Source organism: Streptomyces griseochromogenes, from assembly GCF_001542625.1.
Classification (GTDB): Bacteria; Actinomycetota; Actinomycetes; order Streptomycetales; family Streptomycetaceae; genus Streptomyces; species Streptomyces griseochromogenes.
Map to the genome: position 1 here is coordinate 8,555,952 of NZ_CP016279.1, position 26,904 is coordinate 8,582,855.

Annotated in this window: 21 protein-coding genes and 1 pseudogene; 9 read left to right on the plus strand and 13 right to left on the minus strand. The window is 72.4% G+C overall.

The features are described from left to right. The first annotated feature begins 6 nt into the window (after positions 1–6). Together wecB and AVL59_RS37115 are read left to right on the plus strand one after the other, a co-directional pair. A complete protein-coding gene (gene wecB / locus AVL59_RS37110) occupies positions 7–1,170 on the plus strand; it encodes a non-hydrolyzing UDP-N-acetylglucosamine 2-epimerase (protein ID WP_067313443.1) in 1,164 nt (387 codons plus the stop codon). Next, positions 1,167–1,871: a calcium-binding protein gene (locus AVL59_RS37115; RefSeq protein WP_237281780.1), complete on the plus strand. Its 705-nt coding sequence runs from the start codon at positions 1,167–1,169 to the stop codon at positions 1,869–1,871. Before wecB ends, AVL59_RS37115 begins: the two co-directional genes overlap by 4 nt. A gap of 99 nt (positions 1,872–1,970) precedes the next feature. Here AVL59_RS37115 and AVL59_RS37120 read toward each other — a convergent pair whose 3' ends face one another. The 3 genes from AVL59_RS37120 to AVL59_RS37130 all read right to left on the minus strand — a co-directional run bounded on the left by AVL59_RS37120 (position 1,971) and on the right by AVL59_RS37130 (position 9,163). Continuing rightward, positions 1,971–3,434 (minus strand): glutamate synthase subunit beta, encoded by a 1,464-nt coding sequence (locus AVL59_RS37120; RefSeq protein WP_067313445.1) that lies wholly within the window; start codon positions 3,432–3,434, stop codon positions 1,971–1,973. After that, on the minus strand, positions 3,427–8,028 hold the full coding sequence (gene gltB / locus AVL59_RS37125) for a glutamate synthase large subunit (RefSeq protein ID WP_208870505.1): 4,602 nt from the start codon (positions 8,026–8,028) through the stop codon (positions 3,427–3,429). The genes AVL59_RS37120 and gltB overlap by 8 nt, the downstream gene beginning before the upstream one ends. A gap of 403 nt (positions 8,029–8,431) precedes the next feature. Next, positions 8,432–9,163, minus strand: coding sequence for a VIT1/CCC1 transporter family protein (locus AVL59_RS37130; RefSeq protein WP_067313449.1), 732 nt, complete (start codon positions 9,161–9,163; stop codon positions 8,432–8,434). 266 nt (positions 9,164–9,429) lie between these two features. Here AVL59_RS37130 and AVL59_RS51855 point away from each other — a divergent pair. The 7 genes and pseudogenes from AVL59_RS51855 to AVL59_RS37165 form a co-directional block, all read left to right on the plus strand. After that, positions 9,430–10,269, plus strand: a pseudogene (locus AVL59_RS51855) (ADP-ribosylglycohydrolase family protein); the annotation flags it as partial. Positions 10,270–10,909: 640 nt separating this feature from the next. Further along, positions 10,910–12,109, plus strand: coding sequence for an ADP-ribosylglycohydrolase family protein (locus AVL59_RS37140; protein ID WP_418361210.1), 1,200 nt, complete (start codon positions 10,910–10,912; stop codon positions 12,107–12,109). Between the two features lie 8 nt (positions 12,110–12,117). Then, positions 12,118–13,293 (plus strand): ADP-ribosylglycohydrolase family protein, encoded by a 1,176-nt coding sequence (locus tag AVL59_RS37145; RefSeq protein ID WP_067313454.1) that lies wholly within the window; start codon positions 12,118–12,120, stop codon positions 13,291–13,293. After that, the gene (locus AVL59_RS37150) at positions 13,281–14,648 is read left to right on the plus strand and encodes an ADP-ribosylglycohydrolase family protein (protein WP_067313456.1); all 1,368 of its coding nucleotides are present in this window, start codon (positions 13,281–13,283) and stop codon (positions 14,646–14,648) included. Before AVL59_RS37145 ends, AVL59_RS37150 begins: the two co-directional genes overlap by 13 nt. Next, a complete protein-coding gene (gene rbsK, locus AVL59_RS37155; RefSeq protein WP_067313458.1) occupies positions 14,645–15,538 on the plus strand; it encodes a ribokinase in 894 nt (297 codons plus the stop codon). Before AVL59_RS37150 ends, rbsK begins: the two co-directional genes overlap by 4 nt. Continuing rightward, entirely contained in the window at positions 15,535–16,761 is a 1,227-nt protein-coding gene (locus tag AVL59_RS37160) for a CaiB/BaiF CoA transferase family protein (RefSeq protein WP_208870506.1), read from the plus strand. The genes rbsK and AVL59_RS37160 overlap by 4 nt, the downstream gene beginning before the upstream one ends. Continuing rightward, positions 16,758–17,570, plus strand: coding sequence for an HpcH/HpaI aldolase/citrate lyase family protein (locus tag AVL59_RS37165; RefSeq protein WP_067313459.1), 813 nt, complete (start codon positions 16,758–16,760; stop codon positions 17,568–17,570). Before AVL59_RS37160 ends, AVL59_RS37165 begins: the two co-directional genes overlap by 4 nt. 80 nt (positions 17,571–17,650) lie before the next feature. On the opposite strand, the gene lgt is transcribed toward AVL59_RS37165, so the two are convergent. The 10 genes from lgt to AVL59_RS37215 all read right to left on the minus strand — a co-directional run bounded on the left by lgt (position 17,651) and on the right by AVL59_RS37215 (position 26,894). Further along, the gene (lgt, locus tag AVL59_RS37170; RefSeq protein WP_067313461.1) at positions 17,651–18,613 is read right to left on the minus strand and encodes a prolipoprotein diacylglyceryl transferase; all 963 of its coding nucleotides are present in this window, start codon (positions 18,611–18,613) and stop codon (positions 17,651–17,653) included. Positions 18,614–18,695: 82 nt separating this feature from the next. Next, positions 18,696–19,469: a DsbA family protein gene (locus AVL59_RS37175; RefSeq protein ID WP_067313463.1), complete on the minus strand. Its 774-nt coding sequence runs from the start codon at positions 19,467–19,469 to the stop codon at positions 18,696–18,698. Positions 19,470–19,588: 119 nt separating this feature from the next. Beyond that, positions 19,589–20,425, minus strand: coding sequence for a tryptophan synthase subunit alpha (gene trpA, locus AVL59_RS37180; RefSeq protein ID WP_067313465.1), 837 nt, complete (start codon positions 20,423–20,425; stop codon positions 19,589–19,591). Then, complete coding sequence (trpB, locus tag AVL59_RS37185) at positions 20,422–21,705, minus strand: tryptophan synthase subunit beta (RefSeq protein WP_067313466.1); 1,284 nt, start codon at positions 21,703–21,705, stop codon at positions 20,422–20,424. The genes trpA and trpB overlap by 4 nt, the downstream gene beginning before the upstream one ends. 832 nt (positions 21,706–22,537) lie before the next feature. Then, positions 22,538–22,720: a tryptophan biosynthesis modulator TrpM gene (gene trpM / locus AVL59_RS56770; RefSeq protein ID WP_079147177.1), complete on the minus strand. Its 183-nt coding sequence runs from the start codon at positions 22,718–22,720 to the stop codon at positions 22,538–22,540. Between the two features lie 21 nt (positions 22,721–22,741). Further along, positions 22,742–23,551, minus strand: coding sequence for an indole-3-glycerol phosphate synthase TrpC (trpC, locus tag AVL59_RS37195; RefSeq protein ID WP_067313470.1), 810 nt, complete (start codon positions 23,549–23,551; stop codon positions 22,742–22,744). A gap of 135 nt (positions 23,552–23,686) precedes the next feature. Then, positions 23,687–24,151: a DUF2752 domain-containing protein gene (locus AVL59_RS37200; protein ID WP_372450352.1), complete on the minus strand. Its 465-nt coding sequence runs from the start codon at positions 24,149–24,151 to the stop codon at positions 23,687–23,689. A gap of 95 nt (positions 24,152–24,246) precedes the next feature. Further along, positions 24,247–24,507 (minus strand): HGxxPAAW family protein, encoded by a 261-nt coding sequence (locus tag AVL59_RS37205; protein WP_067313471.1) that lies wholly within the window; start codon positions 24,505–24,507, stop codon positions 24,247–24,249. 201 nt (positions 24,508–24,708) lie between these two features. Further along, a complete protein-coding gene (locus tag AVL59_RS37210; protein WP_067313473.1) occupies positions 24,709–25,347 on the minus strand; it encodes a TIGR02234 family membrane protein in 639 nt (212 codons plus the stop codon). A gap of 50 nt (positions 25,348–25,397) precedes the next feature. After that, complete coding sequence (locus tag AVL59_RS37215) at positions 25,398–26,894, minus strand: anthranilate synthase component I (protein ID WP_067313475.1); 1,497 nt, start codon at positions 26,892–26,894, stop codon at positions 25,398–25,400. Between the last annotated feature and the right edge of the window lie 10 nt (positions 26,895–26,904).

Consider the following 26,904-nt stretch of genomic DNA (forward strand, 5'->3'; position numbering starts at 1 on the left):
CCTGTCATGTCCACACATCCGTCAGTCGTGCCCGTACGCGCCATGCTCGTGCTCGGGACCCGGCCGGAGGCGATCAAACTGGCGCCGGTGGCGCGGGCGATGGCCGACGACACACAGTTCGAACCGATCGTCGTCACCACCGGCCAGCACCGCGAGATGCTCCAGCAGATGCTCGGCCTGCTGTGCGTCGACGTACGGATCGCCCTCGATGTGATGCGCAGCCGCCAGGAGCTGTCCGAGCTGACCGCCCGGCTGGTCGGCGAGCTCGGCGAGGTCATGCGCGACCAACGGCCGGACCTGGTCGTGGTGCAGGGGGACACCACGACCGCGCTGGCCGGCGCCCTGGCCGCCTTCTACGAGAAGATCCCGGTCGCCCATGTCGAGGCGGGACTGCGCACCGGAGTCATCGACAACCCCTTCCCGGAGGAGCTCAACCGCAGCCTGATCGGCCGCATCGCCCGCTGGCACTTCGCCCCGACCCCGCGCGCGGCCCGGCACCTGACCGACGAGGGCGTCTCCGCCGAGCAGGTCTTCACCACCGGCAACACGGTGATCGACAACCTGCTGTGGGTGCTGGCCGAGGGGACCGGGACCTCCGCGTTCCGCACCGGCGCCAAGCGGATCCTGGTCACCCTGCACCGGCGGGAGAACCAGGGCGAGCGGATGCGCGGCATGGGCCGGGCGCTGGCCCGGCTCGCCGGGCGCGGTGACGTGGAGATCGTGCTGCCGCTGCACAAGAGCCCCGCGGTACGGGACGCGCTGCTGCCCGAACTCGACGGCCACACCGGCATCTCGCTCGTCGAGCCGCTCGGCTACCTGGACTTCGCGGCGACGCTGGCCGAGTGCGACCTGGTCCTCACCGACTCCGGCGGTATCCAGGAGGAGGCCCCCAGTCTGAGCAAGCCCGCGCTGGTGCTGCGCACCACCACCGAGCGTCCGGAGGCGGTCGAGGCGGGTGCGGCCCTGCTGATCGGCACGGACCCGGACGCCATCGTGAGCTGGGCCGAGCGGCTCCTCGACGATCCGGCGCAGTACCGCAGGATGGCGGCCGCGGGCAATCCGTTCGGCGACGGGCTGGCCGCCACCCGCGTACTCGCCCAGCTCGCCGAGGACTTCGCCGCCGAAGTGCCGGTCGGCCTCACCGCGTCCGGGCCATACTCGGCGGCATGACATCGTCACCCCTGCGTCCCCGCCGCCGGATCCCGCCGATTCCGCAGGGGCGCAGGGGCCGTCTTCTCACGACCCTGGCACTCGCGCTCGCCCTGACCGCACTGCTGTCGGTCACCCTGAGCCAGTGCCGGGGCAACGGCTCACCGCCGCCCGAGCCGTGGATCGACGGCACGACGCACGGCCGCTGGCTCTCGGTGTTCAACGGCCACGGCACCAACCTGGGCGACGACGACTCCCTGTCGCTGTCCCCCAGGGCCGCCGAGGACCCCGGCACCACGCACGCGAGCCTCGTGGTGAGCACCGCCTCGTACAGGGACGTGCGGTACGAGGCGCGGATGCGGACCGTGCGACAGCTGCGCGATCCCGACCCGAACCCGTGGGAGGTCCCCTGGCTGGTGTGGGCGTACACCGACCCGGAGCACTTCTACTACATCACCCTCAAGCCCAACGGCTGGGAGCTGGGCAAGCGGGATCCCGCGTATCCGGGGGGCCAGCGCTTCCTGGCCACCGGGAAGACCCGGTACCCCGTGGGCGACTGGTACGAGGTGCGGGTCGGGCAGCGCGGCGCGGTGCTCGCGGTGTCCGTCGGCGGGAAGCCGCTGGTGACGTTCACGGACACCGAGCGCCCGTACCAACACGGCAGAGTGGGGGCGTACACCGAGGACGCGACGGTGAGGTTCCAGGGCCTGGTGGCGCGTTGACGCCGAAAAGGCGACGGCACCTGCCCAGTCCGGTCGGGGACTGCGGGCAGGCGCCGTCAGTGTTCCGTACGCCTTTGTACGGGACGTTCTGATGAACCGTCAGACCATCAGGGCACGGTCCGTCGGGCGGATCGGCGCCGGCAGGTCGCTGGCTCCGGTCAGGTGGCGGTCGACGCCGCGGGCGGCCGAGCGGCCCTCCGCGATCGCCCACACGATCAGGGACTGGCCGCGACCGGCGTCACCGGCGACGAACACGCCCGGCACGTTGGTCTGGAAGTCGGCGTCCCGGGCGATGTTACCCCGCTCGTCGAGTTCGAGACCGAACTGCTCGACCAGGCCGTTGTCCCGGTCGGTGCCGGTGAAGCCCATGGCGAGGGTGACCAGCTGGGCCGGGATCCTGCGCTCGGTGCCCGGCTTCGGGGTCAGCCTGCCGTCGACGAACTCGACCTCGCTCAGGTGCAGCCACTGGACGTTGCCGTCCTCGTCGCCCTCGAAGTGGGTGGTGGAGACGGAGTAGACCCGCTCGCCGCCCTCCTCGTGGGCGCTCGTCACCTTGTAGAGCATCGGGAAGGTCGGCCAGGGCTGGGCGACCGCGTTCCGCTCGTCGCCCGGGCGGGGCATGATCTCCAGCTGGGTGACGGAGGCCGCGCCCTGGCGGTGGGCGGTGCCCACGCAGTCGGCGCCGGTGTCACCGCCGCCGATGACGACGACATGCTTGCCCTCGGCCGAGATCGGAGCGGTGACGTAGTCGCCCTCCTGGACCTTGTTGGCCAGCGGCAGGTACTCCATCGCCTGGTAGATGCCCTTGAGGTCACGGCCGGGCACCGGCAGGTCGCGGGCGGTCGTCGCGCCGACGGCCAGGACCACGGCGTCGTACCGCTTCTTCAGGTCCGTCGCCTTCAGGTCACGGCCGATCTCGATGCCGGTGCGGAAGCGGGTGCCCTCCGCGCGCATCTGCTCGATACGGCGGTTGATGTGCCGCTTCTCCATCTTGAACTCGGGGATGCCGTACCGGAGGAGGCCGCCGACGCGGTCCGCGCGCTCGTAGACGGCGACGGTGTGGCCGGCCCGGGTCAGCTGCTGGGCGGCGGCCAGGCCCGCCGGGCCCGAGCCGATGACCGCGACCGTCTTGCCGGACAGGCGCTCGGGCGCCTGCGGGGCGACGTCACCGGTCTCCCACGCCTTGTCGATGATCGAGACCTCGACGTTCTTGATGGTGACGGCCGGCTGGTTGATGCCGAGCACACAGGCCGACTCGCAAGGGGCCGGGCAGAGGCGACCGGTGAACTCCGGGAAGTTGTTCGTCGCGTGCAGGCGCTCGGAGGCGGCCGCCCAGTCCTCGCGGTAGGCGTAGTCGTTCCACTCGGGGATGAGGTTCCCGAGCGGACAGCCGTTGTGGCAGAACGGGATGCCGCAGTCCATGCACCGGCTGGCCTGCTTGCTGATGATCGGCAGCAGGGAACCGGGGACGTAGACCTCGCTCCAGTCCTTGACGCGCTCGGCGACGGGGCGGGTCCGGGCGACCTCACGGCCGTGGTTCAGGAAGCCCTTCGGGTCAGCCATTGATCGCCGCCTCCATCATCTTCTCGGTGATCTCGGTCTCGGTGAGACCCGCTCGCTCGGCGGCGTCCTTGGCGGCGAGCACTGCCTTGTACGTGCTGGGGATGATCTTGCTGAACCGCGCCACGGCCGTGTCCCAGTCGGCGAGCAGCTTCTCGGCGACCGTCGAGCCGGTCTCCTCGGCGTGGCGGCGCACCACGTCGTGCAGCCACTGCCGGTCCGTCTCGTCCAGCGCCTCGACGGCGTCCGCGTTGCCGACGTTGACGTTGTCGCGGTCGAGGTCGATGACGTAGGCGATACCGCCGGACATGCCGGCCGCGAAGTTGCGGCCCGTCTCGCCGAGGACCACCGCGCGACCGCCGGTCATGTACTCGCAGCCGTGGTCGCCCACGCCCTCGGAGACGACCAGTGCGCCGGAGTTGCGGACGCAGAACCGCTCACCGGTCCGGCCGCGCAGGAACAGCTCGCCGCCGGTGGCGCCGTAGGCGATGGTGTTGCCCGCGATGGTCGAGTACTCGGCGAGGTGGTCGGCCGCGCGGTCCGGGCGGACGACGATCCGGCCGCCCGAGAGGCCCTTGCCGACGTAGTCGTTGGCGTCGCCTTCGAGGCGCAGCGTGACACCGCGCGGCAGGAACGCGCCGAAGGACTGGCCGGCCGAGCCGGTGAAGGTGATGTCGACGGTGTCCTCGGGCAGGCCCGCGCCGCCGAACTTCTTCGTCACCTCGTGGCCGAGCATGGTGCCGACCGTGCGGTTGATGTTGCGGATGGCGACCTGGGCGCGCACCGGCTGGGCCTCGGTCGCGTCGTTCGCGGCCAGAGCGTCGGCGGCCAGCTTGATCAGCTCGTTGTCCAGGGCCTTCTCCAGGCCGTGGTCCTGGGCGATCAGCCGGTGACGGACCGCGCCCTCGGGCAGCTCGGGCACGTGGAAGAGCGGCTCCAGGTCCAGGCCCTGCGCCTTCCAGTGGTCCACGGCGCGCGCCACGTCGAGGACCTCGGCGTGGCCGACGGCCTCCTCGATGGAGCGGAAGCCCAGCTCGGCGAGGATCTCGCGGACCTCCTCCGCGATGAACTGGAAGAAGTTCACCACGTATTCGGCCTTGCCGGCGAAGCGGTCGCGCAGGGTCGGGTTCTGGGTGGCGATGCCGACCGGGCAGGTGTCCAGGTGGCACACGCGCATCATCACGCAGCCGGAGACGACGAGCGGCGCGGTCGCGAAACCGAACTCCTCGGCGCCGAGCAGCGCGGCGATGACCACGTCACGGCCGGTCTTCAGCTGACCGTCCGTCTGGACCACGATCCGGTCGCGCAGGCCGTTGAGCAGCAGGGTCTGCTGGGTCTCGGCGAGGCCCAACTCCCAAGGACCACCGGCGTGCTTGAGCGACGTCAGCGGGGAGGCACCCGTACCGCCGTCGTGACCCGAGATGAGCACGACGTCCGCGTGTGCCTTCGACACACCCGCCGCGACCGTGCCGACGCCGACCTCGGAGACCAGCTTGACGTGAATCCGCGCCTGCGGGTTCGCGTTCTTGAGGTCGTGGATCAGCTGGGCCAGGTCCTCGATGGAGTAGATGTCGTGGTGCGGCGGCGGGGAGATGAGGCCCACGCCCGGCGTCGAGTGACGCGTCTTGGCGACCCACGGGTAGACCTTGTGGCCGGGCAGCTGGCCGCCCTCGCCGGGCTTGGCGCCCTGGGCCATCTTGATCTGGATGTCGTCGGCGTTGACGAGGTACTCGCTCGTCACGCCGAAGCGGCCGGAGGCGACCTGCTTGATGGCGCTGCGCCGCGCCGGGTCGTACAGGCGCTCCGGGTCCTCGCCGCCCTCACCGGTGTTGGACTTGCCGCCCAGCTGGTTCATGGCGATGGCGAGGGTCTCGTGCGCCTCCTTGGAGATGGAGCCGTACGACATGGCGCCGGTGGAGAAGCGCTTGACGATCTCGCTCACCGGCTCGACCTCGTCGACGGAGATCGGCTGGCGGCCGGCGGCGCCGGACTTGAAGCCGAACAGGCCGCGCAGCGTCATCAGACGCTCGGACTGCTCGTTCACTCGCTCGGTGTACTTCTTGAAGATGTCGAAGCGGCCGGTGCGCGTGGAGTGCTGGAGGCGGAAGACCGTCTCCGGGTCGAACAGGTGCGGCTCACCCTCGCGGCGCCACTGGTACTCGCCGCCGATCTCGAGGGCGCGGTGCGCGGGAGCGATACCCGAAGCCGGGTAGGCCTTGGCGTGGCGGGCGGCGACCTCCTGGGCGATGACGTCGATGCCGACGCCGCCGATCTTGGTGGCCGTGCCGTTGAAGTACTTCTCCACGAAGGCCTCGTCCAGGCCGACGGCCTCGAAGACCTGGGCGCCTCGGTAGGAGGCGACGGTGGAGATGCCCATCTTGGACATGACCTTCAGGACGCCCTTGCCGAGGGCGTAGATCAGGTTGCGGATGGCCTTCTCGGCCTCGATGTCCGACAGGAAGGTGCCCGCGCGGACCAGGTCCTCGACGGACTCCATCGCCAGGTACGGGTTGACGGCGGCGGCGCCGAAGCCGATCAGCAGGGCGACGTGGTGGACCTCGCGGACGTCTCCGGCCTCGACCAGCAGGCCCACGTGGGTGCGCTGCTTGGTACGGATGAGGTGGTGGTGGACGGCCGCGGTGAGCAGCAGCGACGGGATCGGGGCGTGCTCGGCGTCGGAGTGGCGGTCCGAGAGGACGATCAGACGGGCGCCGTTCTCGATGGCCGCGTCGGCCTCGGCGCAGATCTCCTCGATGCGCGCGGCGAGCGTGTCACCGCCGCCGGAGACCCGGAACAGGCCCGACAGGGTCGCGGCCTTGAAGCCGGGCATGTCGCCGTCGGCGTTGATGTGGATGAGCTTGGCCAGCTCGTCGTTGTCGATGACCGGGAAGGGCAGCACGACGGACCGGCAGGAGGCGGCGGTCGGGTCGAGCAGGTTGCCCTGCGGGCCGAGCGAGGAGCGCAGCGAGGTGACGAGTTCCTCGCGGATCGCGTCCAGCGGGGGGTTGGTGACCTGCGCGAAGAGCTGGGTGAAGTAGTCGAACAGCAGACGCGGGCGCTCGGAGAGGGCCGCGATCGGCGAGTCGGTGCCCATGGAGCCGATCGGCTCGGCGGCGGCCTTGGCCATCGGCGCGAGGATGACGCGCAGCTCCTCCTCGGTGTAGCCGAAGGTCTGCTGGCGGCGGGTGACCGAGGCGTGGGTGTGGACGATGTGCTCGCGCTCGGGCAGGTCGCCCAGCTCGATCTCGCCGGCCTCCAGCCACTCGCCGTAGGGCTGCTCGGCGGCGAGGGAGGCCTTGACCTCGTCGTCCTCGATGATGCGGTGCTCGGCGGTGTCGACCAGGAACATCTTGCCGGGCTGCAGACGGCCCTTGCGGACGACCTTGGCGGGGTCGATGTCGAGGACGCCGACCTCGGAGCCGAGGACGACCAGGCCGTCGTCGGTGACCCAGTAGCGGCCGGGGCGCAGGCCGTTGCGGTCGAGCACGGCGCCGACCTGGGTGCCGTCGGTGAAGGTGACGCAGGCGGGGCCGTCCCAGGGCTCCATCATCGTGGAGTGGTAGCCGTAGAAGGCGCGCCGGACCGGGTCCATGGAGTCGTGGTTCTCCCACGCCTCCGGGATCATCATCAGCACGGAGTGCGGCAGCGAACGGCCGCCCAGGTGGAGCAGCTCCAGCACCTCGTCGAAGGAGGCGGAGTCGGAGGCGTCCGGGGTGCAGACCGGGAAGACGCGCTGCAGGTCGCCGTCGCCGAACAGGTCGGAGACCAGCTGCGACTCGCGGGCGCGCATCCAGTTGCGGTTGCCCTTGACGGTGTTGATCTCACCGTTGTGGGCGACGAAGCGGTAGGGGTGCGCGAGCGGCCACGACGGGAAGGTGTTCGTGGAGAAGCGCGAGTGGACGAGCGCGACCGCGGAGCCGAAGCGGCGGTCGGACAGGTCCGGGAAGAAGGGCTCGAGCTGGCCGGTGGTCAGCATGCCCTTGTAGACGATCGTGCGGGCGGAGAGCGACGGGAAGTAGACACCCGCCTCGCGCTCGGCGCGCTTGCGCAGCACGAAGGCCTTGCGGTCCAGCGCGATGCCCTCGCTGGCTCCGTCGGCCACGAAGATCTGGCGGAAGGCCGGCATGGTGGACCGGGCGGTCGCACCCAGCAGCTCGGGCGCGGCGGGGACCTCGCGCCAGCCGAGGACGGTCAGGTCCTCCTCGGCCGCGATCGTCTCGATCCGCGAGACGGCGTCCTCGGTCCCGTCCTCGGGCAGGAAGGCGATGCCGACGGCGTACGAGCCCGCCGCGGGGAGGTCGAATCCGGCCACCTCACGGAAGAAGGCGTCCGGCACCTGGGAGAGGATGCCCGCGCCGTCACCGGAGTCGGGTTCGGAGCCGGTGGCGCCGCGGTGCTCGAGGTTACGCAGAACCGTGAGCGCCTGTTCGACCAGCGCATGGCTCGCCTCGCCGGTGAGGGTGGCCACGAAGCCGACGCCACAGGCGTCGCGCTCGTTGCGGGGGTCGTACATACCCTGCGCAGCAGGGCGAGCATCCATGAACGACCAGTTCTGGCCATTCACGGAATGCTGGGACGGCTGGCGCGGCGTACGCATCGGCTCTCCCGTCGTCGTCATGTGGCATGTGGCAAGTGCCGAGGGACGACGTTGGCCCTCTGCGTGGAGTGCGAAATTTCGTGCAGGTTACATGATGGGGCGGTTCTCGGGAACCGGATACAGCGTTCCAGCATGCGGACGCCGCACGAGTTACGGCAGGTGCCGCGGGGTCACGGCGGGCGCCGCACACAGGCGGCGGAAAGTATGGGGGAGCCGAGCAGGACAAGATCGATCAGATCCGCGCCTATCGGCCCGAAGGGCGGAGGAAGTGTCTTCACCTCTCCCGCGAGTGCGCCGCAGGCGTCATTGCCCACAGCGCTTACGGCTCATGCCCGGTGGTCACGCATCTGAAACCAGCGAGTAACGGCTACTTATGCGGCTCAATGTATAAGTACCGGCCGAGCTATCCTACGGCCGTTCCGATCAGGGTGCCCAGGGCGTACGTCACACCGGCCGCCGCACCGCCGAGCGCGAGCTGCCTGAGCCCGCTGTACCACCAGGTCCGCGCGGTCACCTTGGCCACGACCGCACCACAGCCGAAGAGCCCGGCGAGCGCGAGGAGCACGGCCGGCCAGAGGGCGGCCGCCCCCAGCAGATACGGCAGGACGGGCAGCAGGGCGCCGAGCGCGAACGACCCGAAGGACGACACGGCGGCCACCAGCGGCGACGGCAGATCACCGGGGTCGATGCCCAGCTCTTCGCGGGCATGGATCTCCAGGGCCTGCTCGGGATCCTCGGACAGCTGCCGGGCAACTTCACGGGCCAGTGCGGGCTCGACACCGCGGGCCACGTACAGTGCGGCGAGCTCGGCCTCCTCGTCCTGCGGGTGCTTGCGCAGCTCGCGCCGCTCGACGTCGAGCTCGGCCTCGACGAGCTCACGCTGGGAGGCGACGGAGGTGTACTCGCCGGCCGCCATGGAGAAGGCGCCCGCGGCGAGCCCCGCGAGCCCGGTGATGACGATCGTCTGGTGACTGACGGAGCCACCCGCCACACCGGTCATCAGGGCGAGGTTGGAGACCAGGCCGTCCATCGCGCCGAAGACGGCGGGGCGCAGCCAGCCGCCGTTCACGTCGCGGTGCGTGTGGTTGTCGCGGTGCGCCTCGTGCAGCGGCGCCTCGGTTTCGATGATGGCCATGCGGGGTCCCCCAGGAAGCTTAGCCAAAGCTAACTTTGGACGAGTTCTACTTTTCGACAACACCGAACATACGCCGATCATTTCCCTGGCGCCAGCAAGGAAAGGCTGAGCTAACCTGCGGTTTTACCGTCGAATGCTCATCCGTGATGGTCTTGGCTCAGATGTCGAGTGGGTGATGCGGGCCCCGTAGAGGCACGCGCGGGCCGTGTCCGTGGGACACATCCGCAAAGGGGCTCCCAGGCCCCTGCTCGAAGGAGAGGCCGCCCATGGCATCGATTGCCTGCACTCCCCCGCTCGCGGCGCCGGGGGACGCCGCCGGACTCCGCGAACGGGCCCGTGGCGCGCTGCTGGGCCTGGCCGTGGGTGATGCGCTCGGGGCGCCCGCGGAGAACCTCAGGCCCTCCGAGATCCGCGCCCGCTGGGGCCGTATCACGGGGTACGTCACCGAGCGGCCGGCCGGCACCGACGACACCGAGTACGCGATCTTCTCGGGCCTGCTGCTGGCCCGGCACGGCTCGGCACTCACCCCCGCCCATGTCGAGGGCGCCTGGCACGAGTGGATCGCCGACCGGGCCGAGGGCCCCTTCCGCGGTGCGGGCTTCAGCGAGCGCGGCACGCTGGAGAACCTGCGCCGGGGTCTCGCGGCCCCCATCTCCGCCCAGCACCGCCATGCCTGGAGCGACGGTCTGGCGATGCGGGCGGCCCCCTTCGGCGTCTTCGCGTCGGGCCGCCCCGCCGAAGCCGCGCGGCTGGTCGCGATCGACGGCTCGGTCAGTCATGACGGCGAGGGCATCTACGGCGGTCAGGCGGTCGCGGCGGGAGTGGCGGCGGCGATGGCGGGCGCCTCGCCCGCGGTGGTGATCGCCTCGGCCCTCGCCGTCGTCCCCGACGACTCCTGGACGGCCCGCTCCCTGCGCCGCGCGGTGACCGTGGCCCACCGGGGCGAACGCGCGGTGCGCTCAGCGGTGGTGATCGGTGGCTATCCCTGGACCGACCTGGCGCCCGAGGCGGTCGCCCTCGCCTTCGGCGCGTACGCGGCGGCCGACGGGGACTTCCGGGAGGCGGTGCTCACGGCGGTCAACATGGGGCGCGACGCGGACACGACGGCGGCGGTGGCGGGCGCGCTGTCCGGCGCGACGCAGGGGCTCTCGGCCATCCCCCCGGAATGGGCCGCGGCCATCGGCCCGGCCCGGGGCCGCTGCCTGCCGTCCATGGCCGGCCACCACATCCTCGACGTGGCGGAACTACTGGTTCCGGAGGAGGGCGGGAAGTGGGGGGCGGGGGTGGTGGTACCGGGATGTCTGCCGGAGGGTCTGCGACCGGCGGCAACGGAGGGAACCCCACCCACCGGCGAGCCACCGGAGCCCGGCCCGCCCACCTCCAGGCCGGCCACGCTGCTCCGCACCATGCCCCAGCCACCCGAACCGACCACACCCCTCAGCCCCTCCCCTCAGCCAACCGAACCCACCGCACCCCTCCGACCGACCTCCCGACCAGCCGAACCCACCACCCAACCAATCGAACCCACCACACCCCTCTGTCCCATCACCTCGCCAACCGCGCCGACCACACCCCTCTGTCCGTCCTCTCAGGCGACCGAGCCCGCCCCACCCCTCCCGACCGCCTGCAAGTCGACAGAGCCCACCACCCGTTCGACCGAATCCGCCCCGCCCCTCCCTCCCGCTTCTCAGCCGGCCGAGTCGGGATGGGGGTCCCCCGCGCGAGCGCAGCCGAGCGTGGGGGAGGGTGGGCGGAGGTCCGGGGGGCCGGGGGGCGGAGCCCCCTGGTGGGTGCGGGGAACTCCGGGCAGCCGGAGAACGAGGCACTGTCGTGACGCGCCGTATCGAGGGGCTGCTCCTCGGCCTCGCCGCGGGAGACGCCGCCGGCTGGCCCGCCGCCCGGCACCGAGCCGCCCGCATGCCCGAGTGGACCCGCAGACTCACCCGCGAGCTGGACACCTTCGCCGAGCACAACGCCACCACCACCCTCCCCGTACCGATCGCCCTCAACCAGCCCCCCGAGCCCCTGCGTCTCGGCCCCTCCGACGACGCCGAGTGGGCGGCGTTCGCCGCGGAGGCGGTCCTGCGGGCCGGCGACGACGACGTACTCGGCGACCTGAGCCGGGACCGCCGTATGCGCACCGCCATCGACCTCACCTGGACCGCCGTGGCCGCGGAGGTCGCCGCGGCGGCGGACCGCGCCCCCGAGGTCGAGTCCGCCGTCCTCCCCCTGCGCGCCCGCATCTCCGTCCGCGCCGGCCTCGGCAACCTTGCCGCCGGCCTGCGCCCGCCTGCCACCGGCCACGACAACCCGCACTACTTCGACGACGCGGCCTGTGTCCGCGCCTGCGTCCTCGCCGTCGCCCACCCCGGCGACCCCGGACGCGCCGCCGACCTCGCCGAGTTCGACGCCCGCTACACCCAGGACGGCGACGGCGTGCACGGCGCCCGGGCGATGGCGGCGGCCCTCGCGCTCGCCCTCACCGGGACCGACCCGGGCACCTGCGTCGCGGCCGCGCTCGCCGAACTCCCCGCCGAGACGGAGATCGGCCGCAACACCCGCCACGCCCTCGTCCTGGCCCAGGAGAGCGAGTCGGCCTTCGCCCTCGTCCCGCTCCTGGAACACCAGATCGTCGACCACGTCTACAGCTACGGCATCGCCGCCGCCGAGACCGTACCCGTCGCCCTCGCCCTGGCCACGGCCGCGCGGGGCCGTATCGCCGAGGCCGTCCCCGCCGCCGCCTGCCTGTCCCGGGTCGCCGACTCCGCCCCGGCCCTCGCGGGCGCGCTCACCGGCGCCCTGGGCGGCGGCGCGGCCGTCCCGGCCTCCTGGCGGGACGCCTGCCGCACCCTGTCCGGCTGCGCCCTGCCCCGCCTCACCGGCACCGATCTGGTGGAACTCGCCGGACTCCTGGAAGCCGCACAACGGGCCCGACCAGGAGGATGATTCGGGGCATGACGCCCATAGGAGATGAATCGCGCGAGACCGGTCTGGCCGAACGGGTCACCGCGGCCCTGGTCGGAGCCGCCGTCGGCGACGCGCTCGGCGGTCCCGTGGAGGGCTACTCCCCCGAGCAGATCACCGACCGCCACGGCGGCCGCGTCCACGGCATCGTCGGACCCTGGCACGGCGACGCCTGGCGCACCGCCCGCCCCCTCGCCCCGTACCACAAGGGCGACGGACACGTCACCGACGACACCTTGATGACCCACGCGCTGGTCCGGGTCTACGCCCGCGTACGCGACCACCTCGACGCGTACGCCGTCGCCGACCACCTGGTGCCGGACCTGATGACCAACCCGCGCTGGATCCCGGAGCTCGAGGCCGAGGCGCTGCCGCTGCAGCGCCTGTTCCTCGCGGAGAAGTGGCTCGTCGCGCGGCTGGCCTACGGTCACGTGGACCCCCGGGAAGCGGGCGTCGGCAACATCGTCAACTGCGGCGCGGCGATGTACATGGCCCCCGTCGGCCTGGTCAACGCGGCCGACCCGGCCGCCGCGTACGCCGAGGCGCTCGACATCGCGGGCGCGCACCAGTCGTCGTACGGCAGGGAGGCGGCCGGGGTCTTCGCCGCGGCCGTCGCCGCCGCCTGCGCACCGGACGCGAGCCCGGACTCGGTCGTGGCCGCCTGTCTGTCCCTGGCGAGGGACGGCACGCGCACGGCGATCGAGAAGGTCTGCGAAGTGGCGGGCGGACACGGCGACTTCGAGTCGGCACTGGTCCCGCTCCGCGCGGCGATCGCCCCGTACGACACGGTCGGCCCCGACTACCGCGCCCCCTCCCTCGGTGCGCGGCGCCCCTCCCGACTGCACTCCGTCGAGGAACTCCCGATCGCCCTGGGCATGGTGCTGGTCGCGGACGGCGACTTCCGGCAGGCGGTCCTGGGCTCGGTCAACTACGGCCGTGACTGCGACTCGATCGCGACGATGGCCGGTGCCCTCGCGGGCGCCCTCGGCTCCCCCGTACCCGAGGACTGGGCGAAGGCGGTGGCGGAGGCGAGCCGCCTCGACCTGTGGGAACCGGCCCGCACACTGACCGAGGTCACCCGCGAGATCTTCGAACGGGACGTGAACCGCCGGCGCGCACACGAGCGGGCCTTCACGGCGCTCGGAGGCACGCCATGCTCCGACTGACCTGGGTCCAGCCGGAGGACCTCCTGGGCCACGAACTCCACCAGGCCCGCCTGGACGGCCGCGAGCCGTCGAGGATCGAGGCACGATGGCGCGCGGCCGGAGGCCTGGACGCCCCCGACCGGGCGGGCGCCTCACCCGCACGGGTCTCCCGCTATCTGCGCCTGCTGGCAGAGGACCTGCTCGACGAACTCGCCGATCTGCCCAGCACGTTGACCGAGGACGAGCCGACGGACCTGGCGAGGATCAGGGCACTGTGCCCGGACTGGCCGAAGCCGCCCGCGGGCCCCCGCCCGGCCCCCGCCCCGCTCGCCCTCGAAGCGGCCTGGCTGGGCCGGGCCATCGGCTGTCTGCTCGGCAAGCCCGTGGAGAAGCTCCCGCTGGACGGCATCCGCGCCCTCGCCCGATCGGCCGACAACTGGCCGCTGTCCACCTGGTTCACGGCGCGGGGCGTCCCCGAGTACCTGCTGGCCCGCCACCCCTGGAACCGCCGCTCGGCCCGGACCTCCCTCGCCGAGAACATCGACGGCATGCCCGAGGACGACGACCTCGACTACCCCCTCCTCAACCTGCTCCTGCTCAAGCGCCACGGGAAGGCCTTCACCACCACCGACGTGGCGAGGCTCTGGCTCGAAGAACTCCCGCCCGGCCGCGCCTTCACCGCCGAGCGCGTCGCCTTCCGCAACCTCCTCTCCGGTATCGAGCCCCCGCACACCGCCCGCCACCGCAACCCGTTCCGCGAATGGATCGGCGCCCTGATCCGCGCCGACGTCCATGGCTGGACCAACCCGGGCGACCCCGCGGCCGCCGCCGCGCAGGCGTACCGCGACGCGGTCCTCACCCACACCGCCAACGGCGTCTACGCGGCGATGTTCACGGCCGCCACCCTGGCCTCGGCGGCCACCGGCACCGACGACGTCCACGCCTGCCTGCGCACCGGCCGCGGTGTGGTCCCGCCCCGCTCCCGCCTGGCGAGGGCGATCGACCACGCCCTCCGGCTGGCCGCGCGCCACCGGGACTTCGACGACGTCGTGGACGAACTCCACGCCGCCTACGGCCCCACCCACCACTGGGTCCACGCCCTGCCCAACACCGCGCTGATCGTCGCCGCGCTCACCCACGCGGACGGCGACTTCACCGGCTCGATCTGCCGTGCCGTGTCGGGCGGCTGGGACACCGATTCCAACGGCGCGACCGCGGGCAGCGTCTGCGGCCTCCTCGCCGGTTCCCCGAGCGCGCTCCCCGAGCACTGGCGGGCCCCGCTGAAGAACCGGCTCGCCACCACCGTCGCCGGCTTCGACGGCACCGGCTTCGACACCCTCGCCCACCTCACCCACCTGGAGGCGATCCGCCCATGACCCACATCGCCGTCCTCGGCAGCTCGAACATGGACCTCGTCACCTACGTCACCAAGGCACCGCAGCGCGGCGAGACCGTGACGGGCCGGGACTTCCGTACGACCCCCGGCGGCAAGGGCGCCAACCAGGCGATCGCCGCCGCCCGCGCCGGCGCCACGGTCTCGATGATCGGCGCGGTCGGCAACGACGCCTTCGGCCTGCGCCTGCGCGACACCCTCGAACACTCGGGCGTGGACACCGACTTCCTGCGCACGATCGAGGGCCCGTCCGGCACCGCGCACATCGTGGTGGACGACGAGGGCGGCAACTCCATCGTCGTCATCCCGGGCGCCAACGGCACCGTCGACCACCTCGCCCCGGGCGACGAGGAAGTGATCGCCTCCGCCGACGCCCTGCTGCTCCAGCTGGAGATCCCGCTGGCCGCGGTCGTCGCGGGCGCGCAGGCGGCCCACCGGCACGGTGTCCGTACAATCCTCACCCCGGCCCCCGCCCAGCCGCTCCCCCCCGAACTCCTCGCCGCGACCGACCTGTTGATCCCGAACGAGTACGAGGCGGTCACCCTCACCGGCCGCACCGACCCGGGCGAGGCGGCCGCCGCCCTGCTGGACCTGGTCCCGGAGGTCCTCGTCACGCTCGGCCCGACCGGCAGCCTGTATCTGGCCCGGGGCGCCGAACGGCTGGTGGTGCCCGCGCCCCGGGTGAAGGCCGTGGACTCCACCGGCGCGGGCGACACCTTCGTCGGCGCGCTCGCGGTGGCCCTCGCCGAGGAGAAGCCGGTACGCGAGGCCCTGTCCTGGGCGGCGGCCGCGGCGGCCCTGTCCGTGCAGCGGGAGGGAGCGTCGGCGTCGATGCCGTACCGCCCGGAGATCGAGGCCCAGTACACCGCATGAGCACGACCACGCAGACGACCGCGCGTACGCGCCCGCACCACCAGCCTCTGGACGGCCTGCGGGTCCTCGACCTGGCGACCCTCTTCGCCGGACCCATGGCGGCCACCCTGCTCGGTGACTTCGGCGCCGAGGTGATCAAGGTCGAGCATCCGGTCCGGCCCGACCCGTCCCGGGGCCACGGCCCGGCCAAGCACGGCGTCGGGCTGTGGTGGAAGGTGCTCGGCCGCAACAAGCGCGCCATCACCCTCGACCTGTCCAAGCCCGGCGGCCGCGCCACCCTGCTCCGGCTCGCCGCGACCGCCGACGTGGTGATCGAGAACTTCCGCCCCGGCACCCTGGAGAAGTGGGGCCTGGGCTGGGCGGAGCTGTCCGCCGCCAACCCGCGGCTGATCTTGGCCAGGGTCACGGCCTTCGGCCAGTTCGGCCCGTACGCGCACCGGCCCGGCTTCGGCACGCTCGCCGAGGCGCTGAGCGGTTTCGCGGCCCTCACCGGCGAACCGGACGCGCCACCGACGCTCCCTCCCTTCGGTCTCGCGGACTCGGTCGCGGCCCTGACGACGGCGTACGCCGTGCTGACGGCCCTGGCCGCCCGTGACCGGACCGGCGCCGGGCAGGTCGTGGACATGGCGATCATCGAGCCGATCCTCGCCGTCCTCGGCCCCCAGCCCACCTGGTACGACCAGCTCGGCCACGTCCAGGAACGCACCGGCAACCGGTCCGCGAACAACGCCCCGCGCAACACCTACCGCACCGCCGACGGCACCTGGGTCGCCGTCTCCACCTCCGCGCAGTCGGTGGCGGAGCGGGTGATACGGCTGGTGGGCCGGCCGGAGCTGATCGAGGAGCCGTGGTTCGCCACGGGCGCGGAGCGTGCCGCGCACGCCGATGTGCTGGACGAGGCGGTGGGCTCCTGGATCGCGGCCCGCACCCGCGCCGAGGTGCTCGCGGCCTTCGAGCGGGCGGAGGCGGCCGTCGCCCCGGTCCAGGACGTACGGGACGTGATGGCGGACCCCCAGTACCGGGCCCTGGACACGGTCACCACCGTCGCCGACCCGGAGCTGGGCCCGCTGCGCATGCAGAACGTCCTCTTCCGGCTGTCCGCCACACCCGGCGCGATCCGCTGGGCCGGGCGCCCGCACGGCGCCGACACCGACGCGGTGCTCACCGAGCTCGGCCTCACCCCGGCCCGCCTGCGAGCCCTGCGCGAGGAGGGCGCCGTATGACGCCGCTGCCGCTCACCTGGCTCTACGTCCCCGGCGACCGCCCGCACGTGGTGACCAAGGCGCTGGCCGCGGGCGCCGACGTGGTGGTGATCGACCTGGAGGACGCGGTCGCCCCCGACCGCAAGGAGTACGCCCGCGCGGCCACCGCCGAACGCCTCCGTGAGCCGCAGCCGGTCCCGGTCCACGTCCGCGTCAACGCCCTGGACGGACCCTGGGCGTCCGCGGACCTCGGGTCTCTGACCGCACTGCCGGGAGTGTCCGGACTACGGCTGCCGAAGGTGACCTCCCCGGACGAGATCAGGCAGGTCGCCGTGACCACCCCGCTCCCTCTGTACGCCCTCCTGGAGTCGGCCCTCGGCATCGAGCACGCCTACGCGATCGCCACCGCCCACCCGTCCCTGCGGGGCGTCTCCCTCGGCGAGGCCGATCTACGGGCCGACCTGGGCGTACGGGCCGAGGCCGGCCTCGACTGGCCGCGCTCCCGGGTGGTCGTCGCCGCCCGCGCGGCAGGGCTGGCCCCGCCGCCCCAGTCCGTCCATCCCGACATCCGCGACCTGGACGGCCTCGCCGCCTCCTGCGCCCACGGCCGCGCCCTCGGCTTCCTGGGCCGCGCGGCGATCCACCCGCGCCAGCTGCCGGTGATCCAGCGGGCCTACCTCCCCACGCCCGCGGAGATCGAGGAGGCGGAGACGATCGTCAAGGCAGCGGCGTCGAACGAGGGTGCCCAGGCCCTCCCCGACGGCCGCTTCATCGACGCGGCGGTGGTGGCGATGGCCCAGCGGACCCTGTCCTCGGCGCGCCGGGGATGACGTCCGCTCCGTCCGCCCGCACACGCCGAGGGCGCCCGGGGAATTCCCCGGGCGCCCTCGGCGTCGTACGGCCGCGCGGCTCAGCTCTTCTTCGGCGCGGACTCCGCCTCGTCCTTCGGTGACGCGTCCGACTCCTTCGGCGCCTCTTCCGACTCGCCCGACTCGACCTCCGAGGTGCCGGAGTCCTGCGACTCGGGCTCGCTCTCCGCGGCGGGCGCCTCGGCGGCCCCGAGCGGTTCGACGACCGCTTCCCGGCCCGGCCGCTTCTTCGACGACACCACGATGTACGTCACCGCCAGCAGGAACACGATCAGCGCGGTCCAGTCGTTGAGGCGGAGGCCCAGGATGTGGTGGGCGTCGTCGACGCGCATGTACTCGATCCAGCCGCGGCCCACGCAGTACGCGGCGACGTACAGGGCGAACGCCCGGCCGTGACCCAGCTTGAAGCGGCGGTCGGCCCAGAGGACGAGGAATCCGACGCCGAGGCACCACAGCGACTCGTACAGGAAGGTCGGGTGGTAGTAGCCCGGCACCCGGCCGCCCTCGGAGGAGGTGATGTGCAGCGCCCAGGGCACATGCGTCTCGCGCCCGTACAGCTCCTGGTTGAACCAGTTGCCCCAGCGGCCGATGGCCTGCGCGAAGGCGATGCCGGGAGCCACGGCGTCGGCGTACGCGGGCATCGGGATGCCCCGGCGCCGCGCGCCGATCCACGCGCCGAGCGCGCCCAGGGCGATCGCGCCCCAGATGCCCAGGCCGCCCTCCCACACCTTGAAGGCGTCCACCCAGTCACGGCCCTCGCTGAAGTACAGCTCGTAGTCCGTGATCACGTGGTAGAGCCGGCCGCCGACGAGACCGAAGGGGACGGCCCAGACCGCGATGTCGGCGACCGTGCCGGTCCGCCCGCCCCGGGCGATCCAGCGCTTGTTGCCGAGCCAGACGGCGACGAAGACGCCGATGATGATGCAGAAGGCGTAACCGCGCAACGGAATGGGCCCGAGGTAGAGCACCCCGTGCGACGGGCTGGGAATGTAGGCAAGGTTCATGGCAAGGTCGACGCTACCGTGCCGGGCCGGGAGGGCGGCAAGCAGCCCGGCAACGGGTCCATAACGGGGACATGAGAATCACTTACCCCTGGTGCGCCTGCTCCACCATCTGCTTCAGCTTGTCCGGCGTCAGCGTCGGGTCCTGGTAGATGTTCTTCCCGTCCAGCAGGACGGTCGGCGTGCTGGAGAGCTTGGCGGCCTGCATGGCCTTGTGGGACTTGTTCACCCAGCTGTCGTGGGTGCCGTCCTCGACGCACTTGCGGAACGCGGGGGTGTCCAGGCCCTTCACCTTGCCGGCCAGCTGGATCAGCTTGTCGTTGCCCGCGAAGGCGTCGTCGGTCTCCTCAGGCTGGTTCGCGTACAGCACGTCGTGGAAGTCACGGAACTTTCCGGCGTCCTGGGCGCAGGCCGCGGCGTTGGCCGCGCGCAGGGAACCGGTGCCGCCGAGGTTGCCGTCGATCAGCCGGACCAGGTGGTACTCGATTCTGACCTTGCCCGAGTCCACCAACTCGTGGAGCGTCGGCCGGTACCTCGTCTCGAAGGCCTGGCAGGCCGGGCAGCGGAAGTCCTCCCAGACCGTGAGCGTCGACTTGGCGCCGTCCTTGCCGACCGGGATCGCGAGGCTGTCCTTGCCCTGGGCGCCGGAGGGCGCCACGACGGGCCCCGCGCTGCTCCCCTTCTCCTTGCCCGCGTTCGCGGCGATCACGCCGACCACCGCTGCGAGGCCGAGGACGCAGACGATGCTCGCGCCCACGATCAGCGTGCGCCGTCGCTTGTCCGCGGCCTTCTGCTTCTCGCGCTCGACCGCCAGCCGCTCCCGGGCGGCGCGCTTTCCGTCACGGTTCTTCTCGCTCACACCCCCAGAACGAACCGGGGAGGCGCAGCGCGCCTCCCCGGCCTGAGGTCCACCCGTTCGAGTGACCGACACATTCCGTTACGGACTGATGCGCATGACGAACGGATAATTACGGACGGTCACGCCTGTCCGCGCACACCCTGCGCCAGCTCACCGGCGAGCGTACGGACCGCTTCGAGGCCCGCGGCGTGGTCCGGGGCGTCCAGCATCCGCTTCACGAACGCCGAACCGACGATGACGCCGTCGGCGAATCCGGCGACCTCGGCGGCCTGGGCCGCGTTGGAGACGCCGAGCCCGACGCACACGGGCAGCGGTGTGCCGGTGGCGCGGGTGCGCTCGACCAGGTCCTGGGCCTGCGTACCGACGGACTCGCGGGTGCCGGTGACACCCATCAGCGAGGCCGCGTAGACGAAGCCGCTGCCCGCCGCGGTGATCTGGCCGAGCCGCTCGTCCTTGCTGCTGGGCGCGACGACGAAGACGGTCGCCAGACCGTGCTTGTCGGCGTGCTCCCGCCACAGCGCCGACTCCTGGACCGGCAGGTCGGGCAGGATGCAGCCCGCGCCGCCCGCCTCGGCCAGCTCGGTGGTGAAGCGCTCGACGCCGTAGCGGTCGATGGGGTTCCAGTACGTCATGACGAGCACCGGCTTGCCGGTGGCCGCGTGGGCCTCGCGGACCGTGCGCATGACGTCGGCGATCTTCACACCGCCCCGCAGGGCGATGTCGTCGGCGGTCTGGATGACCGGACCGTCGAGGACGGGGTCGCTGTGCGGCAGCCCGACCTCGACGACGTCGGCGCCGCCGTCCAGGGCGGCCTTGATCGCCTCGATGCCGCCGTCCACGGTCGGGAACCCGGCCGGGAGGTAGGCGATGAGGGCGGCGCGGCCCTCGGCCTTCGCACCGGCGAGGGTGTCGGTCAACAGCCGGCTCTTTCCGCCGACAAATGCAGCGCCGCTCACTTGGCGTCCCCCTCGATCTCGGCGGTGTCGGCTTCGTTGGCGGCCACCTCGGCGTCGGTGTCGTAGAGGCCGAAGTAGCGCGCCGCGGTGTCCATGTCCTTGTCGCCGCGGCCGGACAGGTTGATCACGATCAGCCCGTCCTTGCCCAGCTCCTTGCCGACCTCCAGGGCACCGGCGAGGGCGTGGGCGCTCTCGATGGCCGGGATGATGCCCTCGGTGCGCGACAGCAGGCGCAGGGCCTGCATGGCGGCGTCGTCGGTGACCGCGCGGTACTCGCCGCGGCCGGTGTCCTTGAGGTAAGAGTGCTCGGGCCCGATGCCCGGGTAGTCCAGACCGGCCGAGATGGAGTACGGCTCGGTGATCTGGCCCTCCTCGTCCTGCAGGACGTAGGAGCGGGAGCCGTGCAGGATGCCGGGCTCGCCCGCGGTCAGGGTCGCCGCGTGCTCGCCGGTCTCGATGCCGTGCCCGGCGGGCTCGCATCCGATGAGCCGGACGCCCTCGTCGGGGATGAAGGCGTGGAAGAGGCCGATGGCGTTGGAGCCGCCGCCCACGCAGGCGACGGCGGCGTCGGGAAGCCGCCCGGCGCGCTCCAGGAGCTGCCGACGCGCCTCGACGCCGATGACGCGGTGGAAGTCGCGGACCATGGCCGGGAAGGGGTGCGGGCCGGCGACCGTACCGAACAGGTAGTGGGTGTGGTCGACGTTCGCCACCCAGTCCCGGAACGCCTCGTTGATGGCGTCCTTGAGCGTACGGCTGCCGGACTTCACGGCGACGACCTCGGCGCCGAGCATGCGCATGCGAGCCACGTTGAGGGCCTGGCGCCGGGTGTCGATCTCGCCCATGTAGATGGTGCAGTCGAGGCCGAACAGGGCACAGGCGGTGGCGGTCGCTACGCCGTGCTGGCCGGCGCCGGTCTCCGCGATGACCCGGGTCTTGCCCATGCGCTTGGTGAGCAGGGCCTGGCCGAGGACGTTGTTGATCTTGTGGGAGCCGGTGTGGTTGAGGTCCTCCCGCTTGAGGAAGACGCGGGCGCCGCCGGCGTGTTCGGCGAACCTCGGCACCTCGGTGAGGGCGCTGGGGCGGCCGGTGTAGTTCATGAGCAGGTCGTCGAGTTCACGGGCGAACTCGGGGTCGGCCTTCGCCTTGTCGTACTCGACGGCGACCTCGTCCACGGCGGCGACGAGGGCCTCCGGGATGAACTTTCCGCCGAACGCGCCGAAGTAGCCCTCGGCGCTGGGCACCTGGCCGGTGGGGTCAGGGATGAAGAACTGGCTGGGCATGCGGATACCTCGCAGGGGCGTCGGCCCCGGGTAGCTGGACTTGGGGTACGGGTACGCGTGCGCTGCTCCGAGGGCGCTTTCCCACCCGCCCGCCCTCACTGTCGGCAGGGGCGAGCAAGACCCTGAGGACTGCCCCGCAAACCGACCGAACGACGGACCGACCGAACCGCTCCTCACCCGACCGAGCCGCGGCCCTGGTGGGCCACTCCCCAGCCGACCGAATCACGAGCCCTGGGGGCCGCATTCGACCGACCGGGCCAGGAGCCCGGCGGGCCACTCCTCAACCGGCCGAGTCACAGCCCATCGAACTGGACCGCCCCTCGACCGACCGAATCACAACCCCATCGGGCCGCTCTCCAGCCGACCGAATCACAAGCCCATCGGGCCATTCATCAGCCGACCGAGTCGGAAGCCCGTCAGGCCGCTCCTCGACCGGCCGGGCCACAGCCCATCGGCCTGCCCCTCAAACGACCGAATCACGAACCTGTCGGGCCGCTCTCCAGCCAACCGGGTCAGGAGCCCGTCAGGCCGCTCCTCGACCAGCCGGGCCACAGTCCGTCGGCTGCTCCTCGACCGGCCGAGGCGGGAGCCCGGCGGACCGGCCCTCGACCAGCCGAATCACGAACCTGTCGGGCCGCTCCTCAGTCGAGCGGGGCGCAAGCCCATCGGGCCGTTCGTCAGCCGGTCGAGGCGGGAGCCCGTTGGGTCGCTTTCCGGTCGGCCGAGGCGGGTGGTGGGTGGGCAAAGGTCCTCGGGGTTCGGGGGGCGGAGCCCCCGAGTGGTCCGGGCAGCAGGGGCACGGGTCAAGCGGCGTTCGCGGTGGAACGTCGGCTCAGCTCGCGCACGCGACACCGCGCCATCGCATGCCGTTCACTTGGCCGGGCTCGTCGCCGATCACATAGCGGACCCGCCGCCCGTGCACCCGTCGCGCGGGGGCACGGCAGCCACGGGGCCGGCAGCCACGGGCGAGGCGGGCATACGGGTCCCGTGTCGCCGGGGTGATCGGAAGCATCATCGGGGCCAGCCTAGCGGGAGATCAGCCCCGCCCGTGCCGCAGCGCGGGATGCTCGCCCGCCGCGACCAGGTCGGAGACGGCGGCCTTCGGGTCACGCCCGGTGACGAGGGACTCGCCGACCAGGACCGCGTCCGCGCCGGCGTTCGCGTAGGCGATGAGGTCGTGCGGTCCGCGTACGCCGGACTCCGCGACCTTCACGATGCCCTCGGGAATCTCCGGTGCGATCCGCTCGAACGTCCCCCGGTCGACCTCCAGCGTCTTCAGGTTGCGCGCGTTGACGCCGATGATCCGGGCACCCGCGTCCACGGCCCGCTCGACCTCGTCCTCGTCGTGCACCTCGACGAGCGGGGTGAGTCCGATGGACACCGCACGCTCGATCAGCGACTCCAGGGCCGGCTGCTCCAGGGCGGCGACGATCAGCAGGGCGAGGTCCGCGCCGTAGGCCCGGGCCTCCCAGAGCTGGTACGACGTGACAATGAAGTCCTTGCGCAGCACCGGGATGTCCACGCGCGCACGGACGGCCTCCAGGTCCGCCAGCGAGCCGCCGAAGCGGCGCTGTTCGGTGAGCACGGAGATGACGGCAGCGCCGCCCGCCTCGTAGTCCGCGGCGAGCCCGGCAGGGTCGGCGATCGCGGCCAGCGCGCCCTTGGAGGGGCTGGAGCGCTTGACCTCGCAGATCACCTTGACGCCGTCGCCCTTGAGTGCGGCCACCCCGTCCTTGGCGGCAGGAGCCTTCGCCGCACGCTCCTTGAGCTCGTCGAGGCTGACGCGTGCCTGCCGCTCCGCGAGGTCGGCACGGACTCCGTCGATGATCTCGTCGAGCACACTCACGCGAGCGGCCCCCTTTCAGACGGTTGTTCCTTCGGGTTTTGAAAACCCTTGGTCACTGCGATGGTATCCGCAGGTGCACGAAGGCCCTGCATCCGATCCATTTCGGTCCCACAACCTGGACCGTCCGCCGGACGATCATGGATGCAGCCAGCCGCCGACCGGCAGGTTCCGGACCACGGTGAAGACCAGGAGCAGCGCGACGACGACCCGCACCTGCGCCGAAGACAGCTCGAAGCGCACCGGCAGGCCACGCACCGCGCGGACCACCCAGACGGTCCACAGCACGGCGAAGCCCAGGTAGGCGGCCACGCCCGCCGCGTTGTCCCGCAGGGCGGCGAGGAAGTCTCCGTGGATGAAGGCGTGCGCGCTGCGCAGTCCGCCGCAGCCGGGGCAGTACAGGCCGGTGAGCCGGTACAGCGGGCACACCGGGTAGTGGCCGGGCTGGTTGGGATCGACGGTGCCGACGTACGCGAAGGCCCCGGCGACGGCGGCGAGCAGTCCGCCCGGGACAGCCAGCCGCCGCCACGCGGAGGCGGGCGGGACCGGGTGCGGGACGGTCTGCGGGGCCGGGATCGGGGCCGTGCGGCTGTCGGCGTTCACGCTGGCATTGTGCCTCGGGGCTCGCGCGAACGCGCGCGAGGGGCGACCCGCGGCCTCTTCGGCCGCGGGTCGCCCCTCGTGGGAAGCGGTGGGGCTCAGCCCTCGGCGGCGGCCGGCTCGCGGGTCGCGGCGGGGGCCGCGTGCGCGACGACGAGCGGCTGCTGCTTCGGCTGGCCGAGGCCCATGGCGCGCATGGCGGCGCCCACGACGCCACCGAGGACCACGATCGCCATGCCGGCCCAGAAGCCGACCGGCTGGGCCATCACCATGAAGGCGCCCGCGACGCAGAAACCGATGAAGGCGATGGTGACGCCGGTCCAGGCGGCCGGGGTGTGACCGTGGCTGCTGCCCGCCATGACTTGCTCCTCGTTGCTGTGTACGTGTCGTAGTTCGAGCCGTACGTTTCGAGTCGTACGTTTCGTACGGTTGCGAGCCCGCCCGTCACTGTCCGAGCCGACGCTCACCGCCCATTGTCCCGTACGCCTACGCGTGCCGGACGCGGGGGTGGAGTCTGGTTCGCCACATCCGGCGGCCCGCGGCGGCGTCCGCGGTGCGGCTCAGACGCCGGTCGGATCCTCGCCCCGGTCCAGGGCCTTCCAGATCTCCTCGGGGCGCTCGGGGTCCACCGGGCGGGCCTTGCGCCGGGGGCGGTCGGCCCCGCGCTCGTAGCGGCCGGACATGGCGGGCCACAGGCGGCCGTAGCGCAGGGCGAGCAGCCCGGCGAGCAGGATCAGGGCGCCGCCGGCGGCCGCGACGTAGGGCCAGCCGGTATGGGTGAGGGCGGTGACGGTCGCCGAGGTGTCGCCGGTGGCCTGCGCCGCCTTCTCGTCCAGCGCGGAGCCGTCGCGGGCCCCGGCGAGCGCGGCGACGACGATGCCCGCGCCGGAGAGCGCGAGCAGGCCCGCGACGACGAGGCGGCCGGCCCTGCGGACGGCGAAGACGGCGACGAGCGCGGCGAGACCCACTATGGCGAGGGCCGCGGGGACACCCGTGACGTCGCTTCCCTTGGCGGTCAGCGGGAGCGCGCCGCCGGCCACCGTGGCGGTGCCGTCCGCCCAGCGCTGCCGGGTCGCGAGCAGCGTCACGGCCGCGCCGAGCGCACCGCACAGCAGGGCCACGGCGAGGCTCCGCCGGCCGGACCGGACGGGTGCGGCGGCTTCGGATGGGGGGTGAGGTACGGCAGTCACGTACTCCACTATCGCCTGAACCCCGGGCGAACCGTCACCCGGGGTTCAACTCGGGCCGCTCAGGCCTTCGTAAGGCGGTTGGCCGTGTGCACCGCGCGCAGCACCGCCGCGGCCTTGTTGCGGCACTCCTGGTCCTCGGCGACCGGGTCGGAGTCGGCGACGATGCCCGCGCCGGCCTGGACGTAGGCCGTGCCGCCCCGGAGCAGGGCCGTGCGGATGGCGATGGCGGTGTCGGAGTCGCCGGCGAAGTCGAGGTAGCCGACGCAGCCGCCGTACAGGCCTCGCCGGGAGGGTTCGAGCTCGTCGATGATCTGCATCGCGCGGGGCTTGGGGGCGCCGGAGAGAGTGCCCGCCGGGAAGCACGCGGTCAGCACGTCGAAGGCGGTACGGCCGTCCGCGACCGTGCCGGTGACGGTCGAGACGATGTGCATGACGTGCGAGTAGCGCTCGACGGACATGAAGTCCACGACCTCCACCGAGCCGGGCTCGCACACCCGTCCGAGGTCGTTGCGGCCGAGGTCGACCAGCATCAGGTGCTCGGCGCGCTCCTTGGGGTCGGCGAGCAGCTCCTCGGCGAGGGCCTGGTCCTCCTGCGGGGTGGCGCCGCGGTGCCGGGTGCCGGCGATGGGGTGGACCATCGCCTGCCCGTCCTCGACCTTCACCAGGGCCTCGGGGGACGAGCCGACGACGTCGAACGCGTCTCCTTCCCCGTGGGGGAACCGGAACAGGTACATGTACGGCGACGGGTTGGTCGCCCTGAGGACCCGGTACACGTCCAGCGCGCTCGCCGTGCACGGGGTCTCGAAGCGCTGGGACGGCACGACCTGGAAGGCCTCGCCCGCGCGGATGCGCTCCTTGACGTCCTCGACGGCCGCCTGGAAGTCGGGGCCGCCCCACAGGGCGGTGTACTCGGGCAGCTCGGAGGGCGGCAGGACGGCCGGGGGCTGGGCGACCGGGCGGGAGAGGTCGGCCTCCATGGCGTCCAGGCGGGCCACGGCGTCCGCGTAGGCCTCGTCCACGCCGGTGTCGAGGTCGTTGTGGTTGATCGCGTTGGCGATCAGCAGGACCGAGCCCTCCCAGTGGTCCATGACGGCGAGGTCGCTGGTGAGGAGCATGGTCAGCTCGGGCAGCTTCAGGTCGTCGCGATCGCCGGGGCCGATCTTCTCCAGGCGCCGGACGATGTCGTAGCCGAGGTAGCCGACCATGCCGCCGGTGAAGGGCGGCATGCCCTCCTGATGCGGGGTGTGCAGGGTCAGGAGGGTGGCGCGCAGGGCCGCGAGCGGGTCCCCGTCCACGGGGACGCCGACGGGTGGGGTGCCGAGCCAGTGGGCCTCGCCGTCGCGGGTGGTCAGCGTGGCCGCCGAGCGCACGCCCACGAAGGAGTAGCGGGACCAGGAGCGGCCGTTCTCCGCGGACTCCAGCAGGAAGGTGCCGGTGCGCTCGGCGGCGAGCTTGCGATAGAGCGCGACCGGGGTGTCGCCGTCGGCGAGGAGCTTGCGCGTGACCGGGATGACACGCCGGTCGGTGGCGAGCTTGCGGAAGGTCTCGAGGTCCATGGCGGCTGAC

Excerpts from the sequence above, each read along its gene's own strand:
- wecB (WP_067313443.1), top strand. The coding sequence starts at position 7 with ATGTCCACACATCCGTCAGTCGTGCCCGTACGCGCCATGCTCGTGCTC.
- AVL59_RS37115 (WP_237281780.1), top strand. The coding sequence starts at position 1,167 with ATGACATCGTCACCCCTGCGTCCCCGCCGCCGGATCCCGCCGATTCCG.
- AVL59_RS37120 (WP_067313445.1), bottom strand. The coding sequence starts at position 3,434 with ATGGCTGACCCGAAGGGCTTCCTGAACCACGGCCGTGAGGTCGCCCGG.
- gltB (WP_208870505.1), bottom strand. The coding sequence starts at position 8,028 with ATGCGTACGCCGCGCCAGCCGTCCCAGCATTCCGTGAATGGCCAGAAC.
- AVL59_RS37130 (WP_067313449.1), bottom strand. The coding sequence starts at position 9,163 with ATGGCCATCATCGAAACCGAGGCGCCGCTGCACGAGGCGCACCGCGAC.
- AVL59_RS37145 (WP_067313454.1), top strand. The coding sequence starts at position 12,118 with ATGACGCCCATAGGAGATGAATCGCGCGAGACCGGTCTGGCCGAACGG.
- AVL59_RS37150 (WP_067313456.1), top strand. The coding sequence starts at position 13,281 with ATGCTCCGACTGACCTGGGTCCAGCCGGAGGACCTCCTGGGCCACGAA.
- rbsK (WP_067313458.1), top strand. The coding sequence starts at position 14,645 with ATGACCCACATCGCCGTCCTCGGCAGCTCGAACATGGACCTCGTCACC.
- AVL59_RS37160 (WP_208870506.1), top strand. The coding sequence starts at position 15,535 with ATGAGCACGACCACGCAGACGACCGCGCGTACGCGCCCGCACCACCAG.
- AVL59_RS37165 (WP_067313459.1), top strand. The coding sequence starts at position 16,758 with ATGACGCCGCTGCCGCTCACCTGGCTCTACGTCCCCGGCGACCGCCCG.
- lgt (WP_067313461.1), bottom strand. The coding sequence starts at position 18,613 with ATGAACCTTGCCTACATTCCCAGCCCGTCGCACGGGGTGCTCTACCTC.
- trpB (WP_067313466.1), bottom strand. The coding sequence starts at position 21,705 with ATGCCCAGCCAGTTCTTCATCCCTGACCCCACCGGCCAGGTGCCCAGC.
- trpM (WP_079147177.1), bottom strand. The coding sequence starts at position 22,720 with ATGATGCTTCCGATCACCCCGGCGACACGGGACCCGTATGCCCGCCTC.
- AVL59_RS37205 (WP_067313471.1), bottom strand. The coding sequence starts at position 24,507 with ATGGCGGGCAGCAGCCACGGTCACACCCCGGCCGCCTGGACCGGCGTC.
- AVL59_RS37215 (WP_067313475.1), bottom strand. The coding sequence starts at position 26,894 with ATGGACCTCGAGACCTTCCGCAAGCTCGCCACCGACCGGCGTGTCATC.